We start from the raw sequence: 16,189 nt of genomic DNA on the forward strand, positions 1-16,189 counted from the left end.
CGCATCCGCGAGAATGGAAGGAACGAGAGGAAGACGATGATCGAGTTGCGCACGCCCGCCGAGATCGAGGCGATGCGGCCCGCGGGTCGCTTTGTGGCGGAGGCTCTGGCCACACTCCGCGACGAGACCCGGGTGGGCACGAACCTGCTCGCCATCGATCGGCGCGCGCACGAGATGATCCGGCGTGCGGGCGCGCAGTCCTGCTACATCGACTACCACCCGTCGTTCGGCGCCAGCCCGTTCGGCAAGGTCATCTGCACATCCGTCAACGACGCGGTGCTGCACGGTCTCCCCCACGACTACGTGCTGCGCGACGGCGACTTGGTCTCCCTCGACTTCGCAGTGTCGATCGACGGGTGGGTCGCCGACTCGGCGGTCTCGTTCGTGGTCGGCACACCCCGCGACGAGGACCTCGCCCTGATCGACACGACCCAGCGGGCGCTGGATGCCGCCATCGCCGCGGCCACGACCGACAACCGGATCGGGGACATCTCCGCCGCGATCGGGGACATCGCCCGGGCGGACGGCTATTCGATAAACACCGACTTCGGCGGGCACGGTGTCGGGCACATCATGCACGGCGATCCGCACGTGGCCAACGACGGGCGTCCGGGCCGCGGCTACCCGCTGCGGGAGGGGCTCGTGATAGCGATCGAGCCGTGGTTCCTGGCGACCACCGACGAGCTGATCACGGACCCGGACGGGTGGACGCTGCGCAGCGCCGACGGCTCCCGCGGCGCGCACTCCGAGCACACGATAGCGGTCACCGCGGACGGTCCCGTCGTCCTGACCGACCGGTCGTTCCTCGGCGTCGCCTGACCTGCTTGACTGGGGTCATGGCGTACAGATGGATCGCGCCCCGCGCGGGCGGCATCGAGGTCCTCGAGCGGGTGGAGACCGAGCCGCCGGTTCCGGCGGCCGGCGAGGTGACGATAGCGGTGCACGCGGTGGGCATGAACCCCGCCGACTACAAGCATCTGTCCCGTGCTGACGCGTTCCCGATCGGGCTCGGCTACGAAGTGGCGGGCACGCTCACGGCCCTCGGACCGGACACGACGATAGCGACCGGCGAGGCGGCGGTCGGCACCGACGTGCTCGCGTTCCGGATCAGCGGCGGGTACGCGACCGCCGTCACGGTGCCGGCGGCCGACGTGTTCGGCAAGCCCGCGAACCTGTCCTTCGCCGAGGCGGCGAACCTGCTGCTGGCGGGGACGACCGCCGCCGAGATGCTCCACGTCACGGCCGTCGGCACGGGCGATGCCGTGCTGATCCACGGCGCGTCCGGCGCCGTCGGCGTCAGCGCCATCCAGCAGGCCCGGGCCCGCGGCGCACGGGTGATCGGCACCGCGAGCCTTTCCAGCTTCGACCGGCTCCGCAGCTTCGGGGCCGAGCCGGTGGCCTACGGGCCCGGGCTCGAGCAGCGCGTGCGGGCCCTCGCGCCGGACGGCGTCGACGCGGTCCTGGACACCGCCGGCACCGACGAGGCGGTGGACGTGTCGACGGCGGTCCTGCGGTATCCGGCGCGCGCGGTCACAATAGTGCGTGGACCACGGACGGATGCCGCGGGCTTCACCGCTATCGGCAGCGCGATGCCCGCCAGCAGGGCGTTCCGCGATGGCGCACGGCGTGCGCTGATCGCCGCGGCGGCCGCCGGCGACCTCGTCGTCCCGGTCTCCCGGACATTCCCGTTCGATGACGCGCACGAAGCACTCCGGTTCCTGCAGCACGGGCATCCCGGAGGCAAGCTCGCCCTGATCCCCTGACCGCAGACTCAGTCGTCGGGGCCGAGAAGATCCGGGCGCCGCGCGCGGGTGCGCTCCTCCTGCTGACCGCGGCGCCACGCGTCCACCGCGCCGTGGTTTCCGCTGAGCAGGATCGGCGGGACCGCCCGGTCCCTCCACAGCGAAGGCTTCGTGTAGCTGGGGTACTCGAGCAGGCCGTCCTCGTGCGACTCCTCGACGAGGCTGTCGGGATTGCCGACGACACCCGGGATGAGCCGGGCGACGGCCTCCACCATGGCCATCGCGGCGACCTCTCCGCCGTTCAGCACGTAGTCACCGAGGCTGAGCAGGCGCACCTCGCCGAGCTCGGCGGCGTAGTCGAAGACCCGCTCGTCGATGCCCTCATAGCGGCCGCAGCCGAAGACCAGGTGCTCGCGGGTGCTGAGTTGGCGTGCGGTGGCCTGCGTGAAGACCTCGCCGGCGGGCGACGGGAACACCATCGTCGGCCGCGCGTCGCCGGCGGCGACGGCATCCAGCGCCTCCCCCCACGGCTCGGGCTTCATGACCATGCCCGCCCCGCCGCCGTAGGGGGTGTCGTCCACGGTGCGGTGCCGGTCGTGCGTCCAGTCGCGCAGGTCGTGCACGCGCACGTCGAGCAGGCCCGTCGCGCGGGCCCGGCCCAGCAGCGAGACCTCGAGCACGTCGAAGAATGCGGGGAAGATGGTGACGATGTCGATGCGCATCAGTCGTCCTGCGCGGTCGCCCCGCCCTCGCCCCGCCCGGAGGCGTCGTCGGCGGGAAGGTCCTCGAAAAGACCGGCCGGCGGGGTGACCACCACGCGGCCGACCACGACATCCACCTCCGGGACGATGGCCTTCACGAATGGGACCAGCACTTCGCGGTCCTCGTGCCGGACTATCAGCAGGTCCTGGGCGGGGAGGTGGTCGACGCGGATGACGCGGCCGACGCTGACACCGTCGCGCTGCACGTCCAGGCCGATCAGTTGGTGGTCGTACCAGGCGTCGTCCTCGGCCGCCTCGGTGGGGTCGGCGTCGACCCAGAGGATCGCCTTGACGAGCTCCTCGGCGGCGGTGCGATCCGCGACGCCCTCGAAGAACGCCACAGGGTGGGAGTTCATCCAGCGGAACTCGCGCACCGTGAGGCTCTTCCCGTGCCACGGCGACGATTCCGGCACCTGCAGCGTGAACGTCGCGCCCGGCACGAACCGGCCGTCCGGATCGTCGGTGTACAGCTCGAGCTTGAGCGCGCCCTTGAGCCCGTGCGCCTTCAGCAGGCGGGCGACGCGCAGCTGCGTGCCGGCGGGCTTGGGGGTCCGCTTCTTCGGGGGCCGCGCGGACGCCGCGGCGCCGTCGGGCCCGTCCGGCGAGGTCATCTCAGTCGTCCGCGACGTCGACGCGGACACGCCGACCGTCGGCGAGGGCCGAGATCAGCGTCCGCAGTGCCTTCGCAGTGCGACCGCTGCGTCCGATCACGCGCCCCCGGTCGTCGGGGTGCACGTGGACTTCGAGCACGTCGCCGCGCGGCGACGTGGACTCATCGATGCGCACATCGTCGGGGTGATCCACGATCCCCTTGACGATGTGCTCGAGCGCAGCGGCCAGCACGACGATTACTCGGCGTCGGCCGGGGCGTCGGCCCCGGCGTCGGACGCGGGTGCCTCGGCGTCGGCCTTCTTCTTCTCGGCCTTGGGCTTGATCACGGACTTCTTGGCGTCGTCGGCCGAGAAGGCGACCTTCTCCTCCTTGACCTTGACGGTCGAGGTCGCGTTCGCCTCGCCCTTGAAGGCGCCCCAGTCGCCGGTCAGCTTGAGGATGGCGAGGACCTGCTCGGTCGGCTGCGCGCCGACGCCGAGCCAGTACCGGGCGCGCGCCGAGTCCACCTCGATGAACGAGGGCTCCTCGGTGGGGTGGTACTTGCCGATCTCCTCGATGACGCGTCCGTCGCGCTTGGTGCGCGAGTCGGCGACGACGATGCGGTAGTACGGGGCACGGATCTTGCCGAGCCGCTTGAGACGGATCTTGACAGCCACGATTCTCCTGAATGTGTGTGGGAAACGATGAACCAGTCGCCTGGAGCGTGGGGTGCACACCCGGCGGAAGCTCGAGATCGGGGGGCGCGTGCCGGATAGAGGGTCGGGCGGCGTCCCAACGGTCAATTCTGCCAGATGACGACGGATGCCGCGAACCGGCGCGCGCGTCGCCCGGCATCCGTCGTCCGGCGCTCATGCCGTCGTTGTCGCGCCGACCGCTACGGCGGCCGGCAGGGAGCGCGCACCGCGCAGGATCGCGACCGCGACGGGCGCCCAGGTCGCCGCCAGCGCGATCAGTTGCACGGCTCCGGCGATCGGGCCGCCGAGCATGCTCGCGACGGCGGTGACAAGTGCCGCCACCGGCACCCAGACGGCGACGATTCGGGAGATCCGCAGCCCGAGGGTCAGCAGGATCGGTCCCACCGCGAATGCGACGAGGAAGACGTACAGGAGTACGCCGGTGAGCAGGTCCGCGTCGGAGCCGGCCCCAAGCCGCGCGGCGTCCGCTTCGCCGACGCCCGCCGCCGCGATGGTGCCGAACAGGCCGAAGAACAGCGCGAGGTGGGCGATCCCGGCGGCCAGTCCGAGCCCGGTGACGCCTGCGCCGACTGCGGTCAGCACGCCTCCTCGCCCCGGCATGCGCATCGCGGGGACGGCGGCCAGCCACAGCACGGGTCCGAACACGGCGAGCAGCCCCATGACCGACCACACGGCCGGGAACTGGGCGGCGACATCCGCCGGGGTTGGGTTCGCTCCTGCGGGCTGGACACTCCATTGCAGGACGGTGGTGGCGATCAGGCTGAGCACGCCCGCGGACAGCGCGGTGGTGGCGGCGATGCGGGCGCGTGTGGTGTGCGACATGATGGGTCTCCTTTGATCGTGGCGGACGTGTGTCCACCTGCAACGGTGTCGCGGCGCGCACCCGCCCCGCGTCCGGAACCGGGGGGATTCCGGTCCGCAGCCCGGGTGACCGCAGTCATCCTTTCGGTGGACGTGTGCGGGCGGGGTGCCGCACTAGAGTGGCCGCATGAACCGCGCGAGCGCAGCGCTGCGTCGACTGCAGGGCCGCGCCGTCGCGGGTCTGCCAGCGCTGGACGTCGCGCTCGCGCTCGCGCTCTGCCTGATAGCGGTGGCCAGCGTCCTCACCGGCAATCCCGACGAGGGGCCTGTCGCGGTGACGGTGCCGGTGGCTGTCGTCTCCACGCTCGCCGTGGCGTGGAGGGTGCGCGCGCCGATCCTGTGCATCGCCCTGCTCGTCGTCACGGGCGTCGCGCAGACGCTGCTGGCGTCGGCGCCGGGTTCGCTGTGGTCGCTCGTGGTGTATGCGATAGCGATGTATTCACTGGCCGCGCACAATCCGGAAGGCAGGGCCGCTCTCGTGGGCGCCGTGTTCATGGCGGCGCTGCTCGTGCAGGAGCGTCTGGACGACGGCGTCGACTTCCTTTTCATCGTCCTGCTGTTCGGCGGTCTCTGGCTGCTCGGCCGAGCGAGCCGGTATTGGCGTCGCCGCGTGCACACGGCCGAGCGGCGACAGCGCGACGCCGCGCGCCTGGCCACCGCGCAGGAGCGCGTGCGGATCGCGCGGGAGCTCCACGACGTCGTGGCACACAGCCTCGCCGTCATCGCCGTGCAGTCAGACGCCGCGGAAGCCGCCATCGCGACCGACGCCGACCGCGCCGTCGCGCCGATCCGCGTGATCGGCGCGACGGCGCGCCGCGCGCTGGCCGAGATCCGATCGCTCCTGGATCTGCTGCGCGGGGACGATGCCGACCTTCCCGGCACCCGCTCCCCCGGCTTGTCCGCCGTGGACGCCCTCGTCGACACCGCCCGTGCGACCGGCGTCGATGTTGACCTGGCGGTGCAGCTGACAGCGGGACCTGTTCCCGCGGCGATCGACCTCGTCGCCTACCGGGTCGTCCAGGAGTCGCTGACGAACATCCTGACGCATGCCCCCGGCTCCCATGCCGCGGTGACGATCGCCCAGCGCGAGCGGAGCCTTCACATCGCCGTGCGCAACACCGCCGCGACGAGCCCGGAGCGCGTCGGCCTTGCGGCGGGATACGGGTTGACCGGTCTGCACGAGCGCGTGCTCGGCGTCGGCGGGCGCGTCACGGCAGCGCCCACGCCCGACGGCGGCTTCGCCGTCGACGTCGACATCCCGCTGCCCGTCCCCGTTCCGGCGGAGGCGCCGTGACCCGCGTGTTGATCGCGGACGACCAGCAGCTCGTGCGCACCGGCTTCCGGCTCATCCTCGAGATGGAACCGGGGATGGAGGTGGTCGGCGAAGCAGACGACGGCGCCGTCTGCGTGCGCCTGGCCCGCGAGCGGCGGCCCGACGTCGTGCTGATGGACATCAGGATGCCGGGGGTCGACGGGATCGAGGCGACGCGCCGGCTCGTCGCCGACGGCAGCGCGGCGCGCGTGCTGATCTTGACCACGTTCGACGCCGACCAATACGTGTACGAGTCGCTGCGGGCGGGGGCGGCAGGGTTCCTGCTCAAGGACGCTCCGCGCGCGCAGCTGGTGTCGGCGATCCGCCAGGTGGCCGACGGCGACGCACTTCTGGCTCCGGCGATCACGCGCCGCCTGATCGAACGGTACGCGCCGCCGGCATCCCGGGATCCCGCGGCGAGGCGCGCGTTCGCGGCGCTGAGCGATCGCGAGGGCGAGGTGTTGCGGCTGCTCACCCGGGGGTTGTCCAACGCGGAGGTTGCGGCCAGCCTGTTCGTCGGCGAGGCAACCGTGAAGACGCACGTGGCACGGATCCTCACGAAGCTCGGCGTGCGAGATCGCGTCCAGGCGGTCGTGCTCGCCTATGAGACGGGCTTCGTGCGTCCTGGTGAATGAGGCTCAGCGGTTGCCGAGCATCTTCTGCAGGTCGGCGAGGTCGGATGCGGTCGGCGCCTTCGTCCCGGCCAGCCCGAAGCCGGATCCCGTGGGCTCCGCCGCCGGCGCCACCCCGGCGTTCTCGGCCGCGCGCTTGGCGGGGTTGCCGGAGCGCGAGCCCTTCTTCTTCTGCTGCTTGCCGCGCTTGCTGGACGCGCCCGGCTTGCCCATCGCGCCCATGCCGGGGATGTTGGGGACGCCGCCGCGGGCGACCGTCTTCATCATCTTCGCGGCCTGGTCGAAGCGCTGGACGAGCTGGTTGACATCGGTCACGGTCATCCCGGACCCTCGGGCGATGCGCAGTCGTCGCGAGCCGTTCAGGAGCTTCGTGTTCCGCCGCTCGGAGGGCGTCATCGACCGGATGATGGCCTCGGTGCGGTCGATCTCGCGCTCGTCGAAGTCTTCGAGCTGCTGCTTCATCTGGCCCATGCCCGGCAGCATCCCGAGCATCTTCTTCATCGAGCCCATTTTGCGCATCTGCTGCATCTGCTCGAGGAAGTCCTCGAGCGTGAACTGCTCGGTCGCCAGCTTGTCGGCGACCTTGCGCGCCTCATCCTCGTCGAACGCCTGCTGGGCCTGTTCGATGAGGGTGAGGATGTCGCCGAGGTCGAGGATGCGGCTGGCCATCCGGTCGGGGTGGAACGCCTCGAGGTCGTCCAGCCCCTCGCCGGTGGATGCGTAGATGATCGGCCGGCCCGTGATCGAGGCGACCGACAGTGCGGCGCCGCCGCGGGCGTCGCCGTCGAGCTTGGACAGGACGACCCCGGTGAAGTCCACGCCGTCCTGGAACGCCCGGGCGGTGTTCACGGCATCCTGTCCGATCATCGCGTCGATGACGAACAGCACCTCGTCGGGGTCGGTGGCGGTGCGGATGTCGGCGGCCTGCGCCATCAGCTCGGCGTCGACGCCGAGCCGCCCAGCGGTGTCGATGATGACGATGTCGTGCTGCGCGCGGCGTGCCTGCTCGACGCCGTCGCGGGCGACCTGGACGGGGTCGCCGACGCCGTTGCCCGGCTGCGGCGCGTAGATGGCGGCGCCGGCCTGCTGGGCCACCACCTGGAGCTGGTTGACGGCGTTCGGGCGCTGCAGGTCCGCGGCCACCAGGAGCGGGGTGTGCCCGTCCTTCTCCAGCTGGCGGGCGAGCTTGCCGGCGAACGTCGTCTTGCCCGACCCCTGCAGCCCCGCGAGCATGATCACGGTCGGCGGGTTCTTCGCGAACTGCAGCCGCCGCTGCTGGCCGCCGAGGATGGCGACGAGCTCCTCGTTCACAATCTGCACGACCTGCTGCGCGGGGTTCAGCGCGCGGTTCACCTCGTCGCCGAGAGCGCGCTCGCGCACCTTCGCGGTGAAGTCCTTGACGACGGTCAGCGCGACATCCGCGTCCAGCAGGGCGCGACGGATCTCACGGACGGTGCCGTCGACGTCGGCGGGCGACAGCTTGCCCTTGGTGCGGAGGTTCCGGAAAGTCTCGGTGAGCCGGTCGGAGAGCGTGCCGAAAGTAGCCATGATCCCCCGATTCTACGTGAGGGGATGCCGCGGACCGCCCCGGCCGGGATGTCCGTGGCGCGGTGCGACGTGCCGCGACCTCGGGTCGCACAATATGCGGGATAGCGGCATCCGCACCCGCATCTCCTGCGACACGGTGCGCGTGCTGTCGCACAACATGCGGCATAGCGGCACCCCAACCCGCATCTTCTGCGACGCGACCGGCCACGCGCGGGGCGCGCGCGTCACCCCTCGGCCGGGCCGAGCTCCTGGAACAGCGTGAACTGCAGATCCGCCGGGCCCGCCAGGCGCGCATTGACCGAGCGCCACGGCGTCTCGCGGGCCGACGCGAGGACCTCCGCCCCCGCATCCGCCAGACGGGACGTCTCCGCGGCGGTGTCGGCGACCTCGAACGCGAGCCGGATGCCGGGGCTCGTCACTCCGTCGGTCTCCACGCGGTCGATGAACCGCACCTGTTCCGGGTTGGACAGCTCGAGCGTCGCACGCCCCGCGCCGAGGATCACGACGCGCGCGCCGTCGTCGCCGGCGTATGACTCCTGTTCGGTGAGGCCGAGCGCGTCGCGGTACACCGCGAGAGCGGCATCCAGGTCATCCGCCCGCACGACCACGCGCAGCTGCGACACGCGCCCCTCGGGCACTACCGCCGGAACCATGGCCAGCGCGCGCTGAAGGATCGGCTCCAGCGGAGCGCGTCCCGCGCCCTCCCGTGCCCACGACCACAGCGCCGCCAACACGGCCGCGGCATACGCGGCGCCGCAGATCGCCGCGCGAAGCGGATCGGCGCCGTCGCGAACGAGTCGGGCCGTGACCGCATCGCCCAGACGCGTCCTTCGCACCGCGGCCTCCCGCGCGAGCTCCGTGTCGATGCCCATCACCTGCGCGTTCACGACGGCCAGCGCGAGGCTGTCTGGCACGAAGCCCGCGAGGGCATCCGCGAGCACTGTCGCGACCGCGTCGGCCGCGACGTCCAGCCGCCCCTCGACATCCGCGATTCGCTCGTCGAACGCCGCCCAGAAGATATCCCCCTTGGCGGAGAAGTAGTTGAAGAAACTCGAGCGGCTCACGCCCGCCCGTCGCGTGATGTCGGCGACGGATGTCGCGTCGTAGCCCTGCTCCAAGAACAGCTCGCACGCCGCCTCGGCGAGGGTCTCCCGGGACGATGCACGGGGCCGGCCGGCGCGGGAATCGGACTCTGCAGCCATGATCTCAGCGTAGAGGCGCGCCGCGGCGTGCGGCCGCCGCTCCGGATGCGTATTGTTGGACGGCATTCAACAATATTGAGGAGGAGTCGTGCTCGCCATCCTGAACGCCGGTCTCGCACCGACCTTCGTCCCGTACCGGGACGGCTGGGCGCTGCAGCGGCGCATCCACGACGACGTCGTGCGCGGCGTCCGCCCGGACACGCTCATCGTGCTCGAGCACGAGCCCGTCTACACGGCCGGCAAGCGCACGGAGCCGCACGAGCGCCCCGAGGACGGAACCGAGGTGATCGACGTCGATCGCGGCGGGAAGATCACGTGGCACGGTCCCGGACAGCTCGTCGGCTACCCCATCGTGCGCCTGCGCGAACCGGTCGACGTCGTGGCGCATGTCCGGCGCATCGAGCGCGTCCTCATCGACGTCCTCGCCCGGCACGGCGTCACCGGCCACCAGGTCGCCGGGCGCAGCGGTGTGTGGGTGCGCCGCCCGCTGTCCGAGGACAAGATCGCGGCGATCGGCGTGCGGGTCGAGAAGGGCGTCACGATGCACGGCTTCGCCGTCAACTGCGACAACACGCTCGCGGGCTTCCGCGGCATCATCCCGTGCGGGATCACGGATGCCGGGGTGACGACCGTCAGCGAGGTGGTGGGGCGGGATGTCGCGCCCGCCGACATCCTCGACATCGTCGCCGCCGCGTTCGCCGCCGAATACGCGGGAGTCGCGGCGTGAGCGCGGTGCACCCGGACGGGCGGCGCCTGCTGCGCCTGGAGGTCCGCAACGCGCAGACCCCCATCGAGCGCAAGCCCGAATGGATCCGCACGAAGGCCAGGATGGGTCCCCAGTACACGCAGCTGCAGCACCTCGTGAGGGACGAGGGGCTGCACACGGTGTGCCAGGAGGCCGGCTGCCCCAACATCTACGAATGCTGGGAGGACCGCGAGGCCACGTTCCTCATCGGCGGCTCGCAATGCACCAGACGATGCGACTTCTGCCAGATCGACACCGGCAAGCCCGCCGCGTACGACACGGACGAGCCGCGCCGGGTCGCCGAGAGCGTGCAGCGGATGGGCCTGCGCTATGCGACCGTGACATGCGTGGCGCGCGACGACCTGCCCGACGGCGGCGCGTGGCTGAACGCGGAAACCGTCCGGCGGATCCACGCGGTCAACCCCGGAACCGGCGTCGAGCTGCTGGCCACCGACTTCAACGGACGCCCCGAACTCTTGGGCGAGGTGTTCGGCGCGCGCCCCGAGGTGTTCGCACACAACGTCGAGACCGTCCCGCGCCTGTTCAAGCGGGTGCGGCCGGCGTTCTCCTACGAGCGCTCCTTGGACGTGCTCGCGCAGGCGCGCGCGGCGGGCCTCATCACGAAGTCGAACCTGATCCTGGGCATGGGCGAGGTCCCCGCCGAGGTCGAGCAGGCCCTGCAGGATCTGCACGACGCGGGATGCGACATCATCACGATCACGCAGTACCTGCGTCCCTCCCCCCGGCACCTGCCGGTGGCACGCTGGGTGAAGCCGGACGAGTTCGTCGCCTACAAGCAGGCGGCAGAGGGCATCGGCTTCCTCGGCGTGCTGGCCGGCCCGCTCGTGCGCTCGTCGTACCGGGCCGGGCGCCTGTGGGCGCAGTCGATGATCTCGAAGGGCCGCGACATCCCGGAGCACCTCGCGCACATCGCCGCCGACGTGCACGCCGAACGGGGCTTCGCGCAGGCGGTGTGACTCAGTCTGCGCTCGTGACGGACTGGACGTCGCCGTCCGTGTCGAGGTTCACCAGCAGCACCTCGTCGGTGCTGTCCGGGTCCAAGGCGTACTCGAGCACGGCGAACGGCTCGCTGCCGCCGTGCTCGTCGGCGAGGATCGTCATGCTCATCAGGCGCAGCGAGCGGATGATGTCGACGTGGGTGTCGCCGGAGATGTCCACGAGCATGTCCTCGAGGTCGGCCCCCAGCGTCTGCTGCTGTTGGAGGATGTACTCGATGACCTCGCTGGTGCGGTCGTCGAGTTCGGCGAGCATCGCATTGCGGGCGGCCTGGTCGAGCGATTCGAGCGACGTGATCATGGCCGCCGCGACATCCAGAGCCGCCCGCGAGACGTCGTGTTCGTCAGGCGCGGTGAGGTCCACGGAAACGGCCTGATCGCCCAGCTCAATCGTCTCGGACCAGAAGATCGAACCGTCGGGGCCGGATTCGAGGAGTCCGAAGTAGTCGTGTTCGATGGCCATGCCCTTATGAAACCAGGGTCCCGGTCGATCCGGTAGACCGCGCGCCTATTCGACCAGGGATGCCGCGAAAACGTGCGGCGTGAACCCGGTGAGATCGCCGATCCCCTCGCCCTGGCCGAGGAGTTTGACCGGGATGCCGGTCCGCTCCTGGACCGCCAGCACGAAGCCGCCCTTGGCCGATCCGTCGAGTTTCGTGAGCACGAGACCGGTGACACCGGCGTGCTCGAGGAACGCCTGCGCCTGCATCACCCCGTTCTGCCCGGTGGTGGCATCCAGGACCAGCAGCACCTCGCTGATCGGCGCGAGCTTCTCGATCACGCGCCGGATCTTGGTCAGCTCGTCCATCAGGCCGCCCTTGGTGTGCAGGCGCCCCGCGGTGTCGACGATGACGATCTCGGTGCCGTGGTTCTTCGCGTACTCGATCGTCTGGAATGCGACGGATGCCGGATCCTGACCCTCCTGCTGGGGACGGACTATCGCCGCGCCCGCACGGTCGGCCCATGTGGCCAGCTGGTCGACGGCGGCGGCGCGGAACGTGTCGGCGGCGCCCACGACGACGGAGCGCTCGTAGCGCTGCAGGAACTTCGCGAACTTGCCGATCGTCGTGGTCTTGCCGACGCCGTTGACGCCGACCACGAGCACGACGGCCGGGCGCTCGGTGAGCTTGAGCGTCGTGTCGAAACGGGCGAAGTGCTCCTCGAGGGTCTCCTTCAGCATCCGCTGCAGGTCCCCCGGATCGGTGGTGTGGTACTGGTCGACCTTCGCTCGCAGGTCGCCGACGATGCGCTCGGTGATGTCGGGGCCGAAGTCGGCCGTCAGCAGCGCCGTCTCAAGGTCATCCCAGGTCGAGTCGTCGATCACGGGCTTGACGAACATGCCGCGCAGCGCGCGCCCCAGGGACCACTTCTCCGCCATGCCCCCAGCCTACGGGGCGGGCCGCGCGCCGCCGTGCGGTGGCGTTCGCGACGCCGCGTCACAGGACCGCGCCACATTCCGGCATCCGCGCCACCGATCAGCGCAGCGGATGCCGCGAACTGCAGCGGTCGCGGTGCTCAGACCGCGGCGGGCTCTGCCGCTCGCGTCCTGCGGTCGCCCACACGCTGGCCGACGACGGCCGACACGCCGTCCTGACGCATCGAGACCCCGTACAGGGCGTCGGCGATCTCCATCGTGCGCTTCTGATGCGTGATCACGATCAGCTGACTGGACGCCCGCAGCTGCTCGAACACGCCCAGCAGGCGTCCGAGGTTCGCGTCGTCGAGGGCCGCCTCGACCTCGTCCAGGATGTAGAACGGGCTCGGCCGCGCCTTGAAGATCGCCGTGAGCAGCGCCACCGCGGCGAGGGAGCGCTCCCCGCCGGACAGCAGCGACAGGCGCTCGATCTTCTTGCCGACCGGCCGGACCGCGACCTCGATCCCAGTCGCCAGCGGATCGTCGGGGTCGGTGAGCGAGATGCTGCCGGTCCCGCCGGGGAACAGGATCGGGAACACCTCGCCGAACGCGACCCGGGTGTCCTCGAACGCGGCGAGGAAGATGCTCTGCATCCGCTCGTCGAGCTCGTCGATGATCGTGAGCAGGTCCTTGCGCGTCTGCGTGAGGTCGGCCAGCTGCTCGGTGAGGAACTTGTGCCGCTGCTCGAGCGCCTCGAACTCCTCCAGCGCGAGCGGGTTGACCCGACCCAACTGCGCGAGCTTGCGTTCCGCATCCTGCAGCCGGCGCCGCTGCGCGGCACGGTCGAACGGCTCCGGCGCGTCCTCTTCGGATCCCTGCGCAGGCCCGTATTCCGAAACGAGAATGTCTTCGTCGACGCCCAGTTCGGACTGGACGCGCTCGAGCAGGGCCGTCACGTGCAGGCGCTTCTCGTGGATCTCCAGCTCGAGGCCGTGCACGCTCTCCGTCAGGCGGGCGAGGCGCTCGCGCACGCCGGACTCCTCGGTGCGCAGCTGCGTCAGCTCTGCTGTGAGCGCCGTGCGCGCGGACTCCGCCGTCGCCAACTCCACGCGCACCTCGCTCACCGAGCGGTCCACCGAATCCAGCAGCGGGGGCAGCCGCTGCGCGACGCCGGCCGCGACCTCGCGCTGCGCACGGCGGATCACGGCGCGGCGCGCCGTCTCGGCCGCGGCGGTCTGCTCGCGCTCCCGCTGCCGCTCGAGCGCCACGGCCCGCGCCTGTTCGGACCGCACGCGCTCCTTCAGCGTCTCCACGTCCAGGCGTGCCCGCATCTCGGCGTCCCGCGCGGCTTCCAGCTCATCCAGCATGCCGTCCCGCGCGGAGGCGTCGAGAATCGGGCGCGGCGCCTCGAGGGCCGCGTCCAGGCGCTCTTTCGCCACGCGTGCAGATCCCGACGCCTCCTCGACGGCGGCCTGTGCCTGCCGCAGCGTGGTGGCCAGGCGCTCGCACTCGGCAGCCGCGGCCTCGTGACGCACGGCAGCCCGGTTCATCGTCTCGGCCTGTGCGGCGAGGGCGGCGTCGTGCGCGCGCAGCGCCTGCAGCGCGGCCTTCGCACGCCGCCGCGCGTCATCCAGGCCCTGCACCCGCCCGGCGAGGGCCTCCCGGAGCGAGTCGGAGACCACGGTCACCTCGTCCAGCCGCTCCGCGGCGGCATCCCGCTCCGCCGACAGCTCCAGACGTGAACGCCCCGGCCCGGTGCCGGCGCGCAGCGTGAACGGCGTCACCACTTCGCCGGTCCGCGTGACGACGGTGATGGTGCGCCCGGTGTCGTCGCGGACCGCGGACAGCGCCGTGGGCAGCTCCTCGGCGACGTACATCGCGCGCAGGACGCCGATGATCCCCGGCGGCGCCGTGACGACGTCCCGCGCGGGCGTCAGCCCCGCCGGAGTCGGTGTGTCTGTGACAGCATCGCCGGCGGCGGCGATGACGATATCGACCACGCCCACATCCGCGCTCCCGGCGGCGTGCGCCACGTCCACGGCATCGGCGGCGGCATCCACCAGCAAGCCCTCCGCGAGCGGACCGAGGGCGGCCGCTATCGCCGCCTCGTATCCCGGTCGCACCTGGACGGCGTCGGAGACGAGGCCCCTGATGCCGGCGCCCGCCGTCGCCATCAGCTGCGCCGCCCCGTTGCGCACGTCGAGAGCGCGGGACAGGGCGGCCGTCTGCGCCGCGAGCGCGTCCCTCTCCCGCTCCGCGGCGTGGAGCCGGTCGCGCAGCTCGGCGACCGCGGCTTCGGCGTCCGTCGCCTCGCGCTGGCTCCGCTCGTACGCGGCCGTGTGCTCGGCCGATGCCGCATCCGCCACCGACGCCGGGTCGAGGTCGGCCAGGACCGCCTCCGCCTCGGCACGACGGTTCAGCGCCGCGTCCAGGGCCGCCTGCTGACGCGCCACCGCCGTCTGGGCCGCGGACAGGCCGGATGCCGCCGCCTCCGCCGACCCGCGCAGCGCCGTGATCCGCATGTCGTGGTCCGAGACGAGCGCACTCTGCGCGGCGATGTCGGCATCGAGGGCGTCGAGCTCGCCGCGCGCGTGCACGACCTCGCGCGCGGCCGCCGCGGCGGCATCCTGCGCCGCGTCCAGCCCCGACGCCATCTCGTCGATGCCGCCCCGCACCTCGTCGATCATCGCGAGCGTCACGGTCTGCGGCGGTGCGAGCGCCTCGACGTCGTCGTCGGCCAGCAGCGAGAGCCGCTGACCCGCCAGCGAGTACAGCCCGCGCAGCCGCTCCTGCACCTGCTCCAGTGCGAACACGACTCCGCGGGCGGTGTCGACCGCCTCGGAGCGCTGGTCGGCCTCGAGTTCCTCGATCCGGGCGCGCAGGCTCTCCGTGCGGTCCTGCAGGACGAGCCGTTCGGCGTGCCGCTGGTGCTCGCTCTGCGCGGCCGCCGCAAGCTCGCCGCGCAGCGCGATCAGCTCGTCCGCATACAGCCGCGCCTTGGCATCCCGCACCTCGGCGGCGATAGTGGCGGCCTCGCGCGCTATCTCGGCCTGCCGGCCGAGCGGCTTGAGTTGACGCCGCAGCTCGCCGGCGAGGTCGCTGAGGCGGGTGAGGTTCACCTCCATCGCCTGGAGCTTGCGGACGGTCTTCTCCTTGCGCCGGCGGTGCTTGAGGATGCCGGCGGCCTCTTCGATGAAACCGCGGCGCTCCTCCGGACTCGCCTGGAGCACGGTGTCCAGCCGGCCCTGCCCGACGATGACGTGCATCTCACGGCCGAGGCCGGAGTCGCTGAGCAGCTCCTGCACGTCCAGCAGGCGGCACGCGTTCCCGTTGATCGCGTATTCGCTCGTGCCGTTGCGGAACAGCGTGCGGCTTATCGTCACCTCGGCGTACTCGATCGGCAGCGCCCCGTCGGCGTTGTCGATCGTCAGGCGCACCTCGGCGCGGCCGAGGGGGCCGCGGGTGGAGGTGCCGGCGAAGATGACGTCCTCCATCTTCCCGCCGCGCAGGGTCTTCGCGCCCTGCTCCCCCATCACCCATGCCAGTGCATCGACGACGTTGGACTTGCCCGACCCGTTGGGGCCGACGATGGCGGTGACTCCGGGCTCGAGGGCGAACGTGGTCGGCTGAGCGAACGACTTGAACCCCTTGAGCGTCACGCTCTTCAGGTGCATGGCCCGGCCCCTCCGTCCCACTCCGTCACCGGAAC

The 16,189-nt window shown here is 71.5% G+C and carries 16 protein-coding genes; 6 read left to right on the forward strand and 10 right to left on the reverse strand.

Annotated elements, in window-relative coordinates:
- Positions 1–36 precede the first annotated feature (36 nt).
- Together map and GH740_RS09555 are read left to right on the forward strand one after the other, a co-directional pair.
- On the forward strand, positions 37–819 hold the full coding sequence (gene map / locus GH740_RS09550) for a type I methionyl aminopeptidase (protein WP_153745883.1): 783 nt from the start codon (positions 37–39) through the stop codon (positions 817–819).
- Positions 820–836: 17 nt separating this feature from the next.
- A complete protein-coding gene (locus GH740_RS09555) occupies positions 837–1,763 on the forward strand; it encodes an NADP-dependent oxidoreductase (RefSeq protein ID WP_172978344.1) in 927 nt (308 codons plus the stop codon).
- Between the two features lie 8 nt (positions 1,764–1,771).
- Here the strand turns inward: GH740_RS09555 and trmD are convergent, their stop codons facing one another.
- The 5 genes from trmD to GH740_RS09580 form a co-directional block, all read right to left on the reverse strand.
- Positions 1,772–2,464, reverse strand: a complete 693-nt coding sequence (trmD, locus tag GH740_RS09560; protein ID WP_153745885.1) for a tRNA (guanosine(37)-N1)-methyltransferase TrmD — start codon at positions 2,462–2,464, stop codon at positions 1,772–1,774.
- Positions 2,464–3,114: a ribosome maturation factor RimM gene (rimM, locus tag GH740_RS09565; protein WP_153745886.1), complete on the reverse strand. Its 651-nt coding sequence runs from the start codon at positions 3,112–3,114 to the stop codon at positions 2,464–2,466. The genes trmD and rimM overlap by 1 nt, the downstream gene beginning before the upstream one ends.
- A 1-nt stretch (position 3,115) precedes the next feature.
- Positions 3,116–3,346 (reverse strand): RNA-binding protein, encoded by a 231-nt coding sequence (locus GH740_RS09570; RefSeq protein WP_367641329.1) that lies wholly within the window; start codon positions 3,344–3,346, stop codon positions 3,116–3,118.
- A gap of 5 nt (positions 3,347–3,351) precedes the next feature.
- A complete protein-coding gene (rpsP, locus tag GH740_RS09575; RefSeq protein ID WP_367641331.1) occupies positions 3,352–3,771 on the reverse strand; it encodes a 30S ribosomal protein S16 in 420 nt (139 codons plus the stop codon).
- Positions 3,772–3,963: 192 nt separating this feature from the next.
- A complete protein-coding gene (locus GH740_RS09580) occupies positions 3,964–4,632 on the reverse strand; it encodes a hypothetical protein (RefSeq protein ID WP_153745887.1) in 669 nt (222 codons plus the stop codon).
- Between the two features lie 166 nt (positions 4,633–4,798).
- Between GH740_RS09580 and GH740_RS09585 the strand changes: the two genes are divergently transcribed.
- Positions 4,799–5,965: a sensor histidine kinase gene (locus GH740_RS09585; RefSeq protein ID WP_153745888.1), complete on the forward strand. Its 1,167-nt coding sequence runs from the start codon at positions 4,799–4,801 to the stop codon at positions 5,963–5,965.
- Entirely contained in the window at positions 5,962–6,618 is a 657-nt protein-coding gene (locus tag GH740_RS09590) for a response regulator (RefSeq protein ID WP_367641334.1), read from the forward strand. The genes GH740_RS09585 and GH740_RS09590 overlap by 4 nt, the downstream gene beginning before the upstream one ends.
- A gap of 3 nt (positions 6,619–6,621) precedes the next feature.
- On the opposite strand, the gene ffh is transcribed toward GH740_RS09590, so the two are convergent.
- Positions 6,622–8,163: a signal recognition particle protein gene (gene ffh, locus GH740_RS09595; protein WP_153745889.1), complete on the reverse strand. Its 1,542-nt coding sequence runs from the start codon at positions 8,161–8,163 to the stop codon at positions 6,622–6,624.
- A gap of 224 nt (positions 8,164–8,387) precedes the next feature.
- Positions 8,388–9,365, reverse strand: coding sequence for a TetR family transcriptional regulator (locus GH740_RS09600; protein WP_153745890.1), 978 nt, complete (start codon positions 9,363–9,365; stop codon positions 8,388–8,390).
- Positions 9,366–9,453: 88 nt separating this feature from the next.
- Here GH740_RS09600 and lipB point away from each other — a divergent pair, with 88 nt between their 5' ends.
- Positions 9,454–10,092: a lipoyl(octanoyl) transferase LipB gene (gene lipB, locus GH740_RS09605; RefSeq protein ID WP_367641337.1), complete on the forward strand. Its 639-nt coding sequence runs from the start codon at positions 9,454–9,456 to the stop codon at positions 10,090–10,092.
- 5 nt (positions 10,093–10,097) lie between these two features.
- The gene (gene lipA / locus GH740_RS09610; RefSeq protein ID WP_367641456.1) at positions 10,098–11,087 is read left to right on the forward strand and encodes a lipoyl synthase; all 990 of its coding nucleotides are present in this window, start codon (positions 10,098–10,100) and stop codon (positions 11,085–11,087) included.
- Position 11,088: 1 nt separating this feature from the next.
- Here lipA and GH740_RS09615 read toward each other — a convergent pair whose 3' ends face one another.
- The 3 genes from GH740_RS09615 to smc form a co-directional block, all read right to left on the reverse strand.
- Entirely contained in the window at positions 11,089–11,589 is a 501-nt protein-coding gene (locus tag GH740_RS09615; protein ID WP_153745891.1) for a DUF2004 domain-containing protein, read from the reverse strand.
- Between the two features lie 45 nt (positions 11,590–11,634).
- Positions 11,635–12,504, reverse strand: coding sequence for a signal recognition particle-docking protein FtsY (gene ftsY, locus GH740_RS09620; RefSeq protein ID WP_153745892.1), 870 nt, complete (start codon positions 12,502–12,504; stop codon positions 11,635–11,637).
- A gap of 137 nt (positions 12,505–12,641) precedes the next feature.
- Entirely contained in the window at positions 12,642–16,154 is a 3,513-nt protein-coding gene (gene smc, locus GH740_RS09625) for a chromosome segregation protein SMC (RefSeq protein ID WP_153745893.1), read from the reverse strand.
- Positions 16,155–16,189 lie beyond the last annotated feature (35 nt).

Origin of the sequence: Microbacterium sp. SYP-A9085, assembly GCF_009649635.1 — a bacterium.
GTDB lineage: Bacteria > Actinomycetota > Actinomycetes > Actinomycetales > Microbacteriaceae > Microbacterium.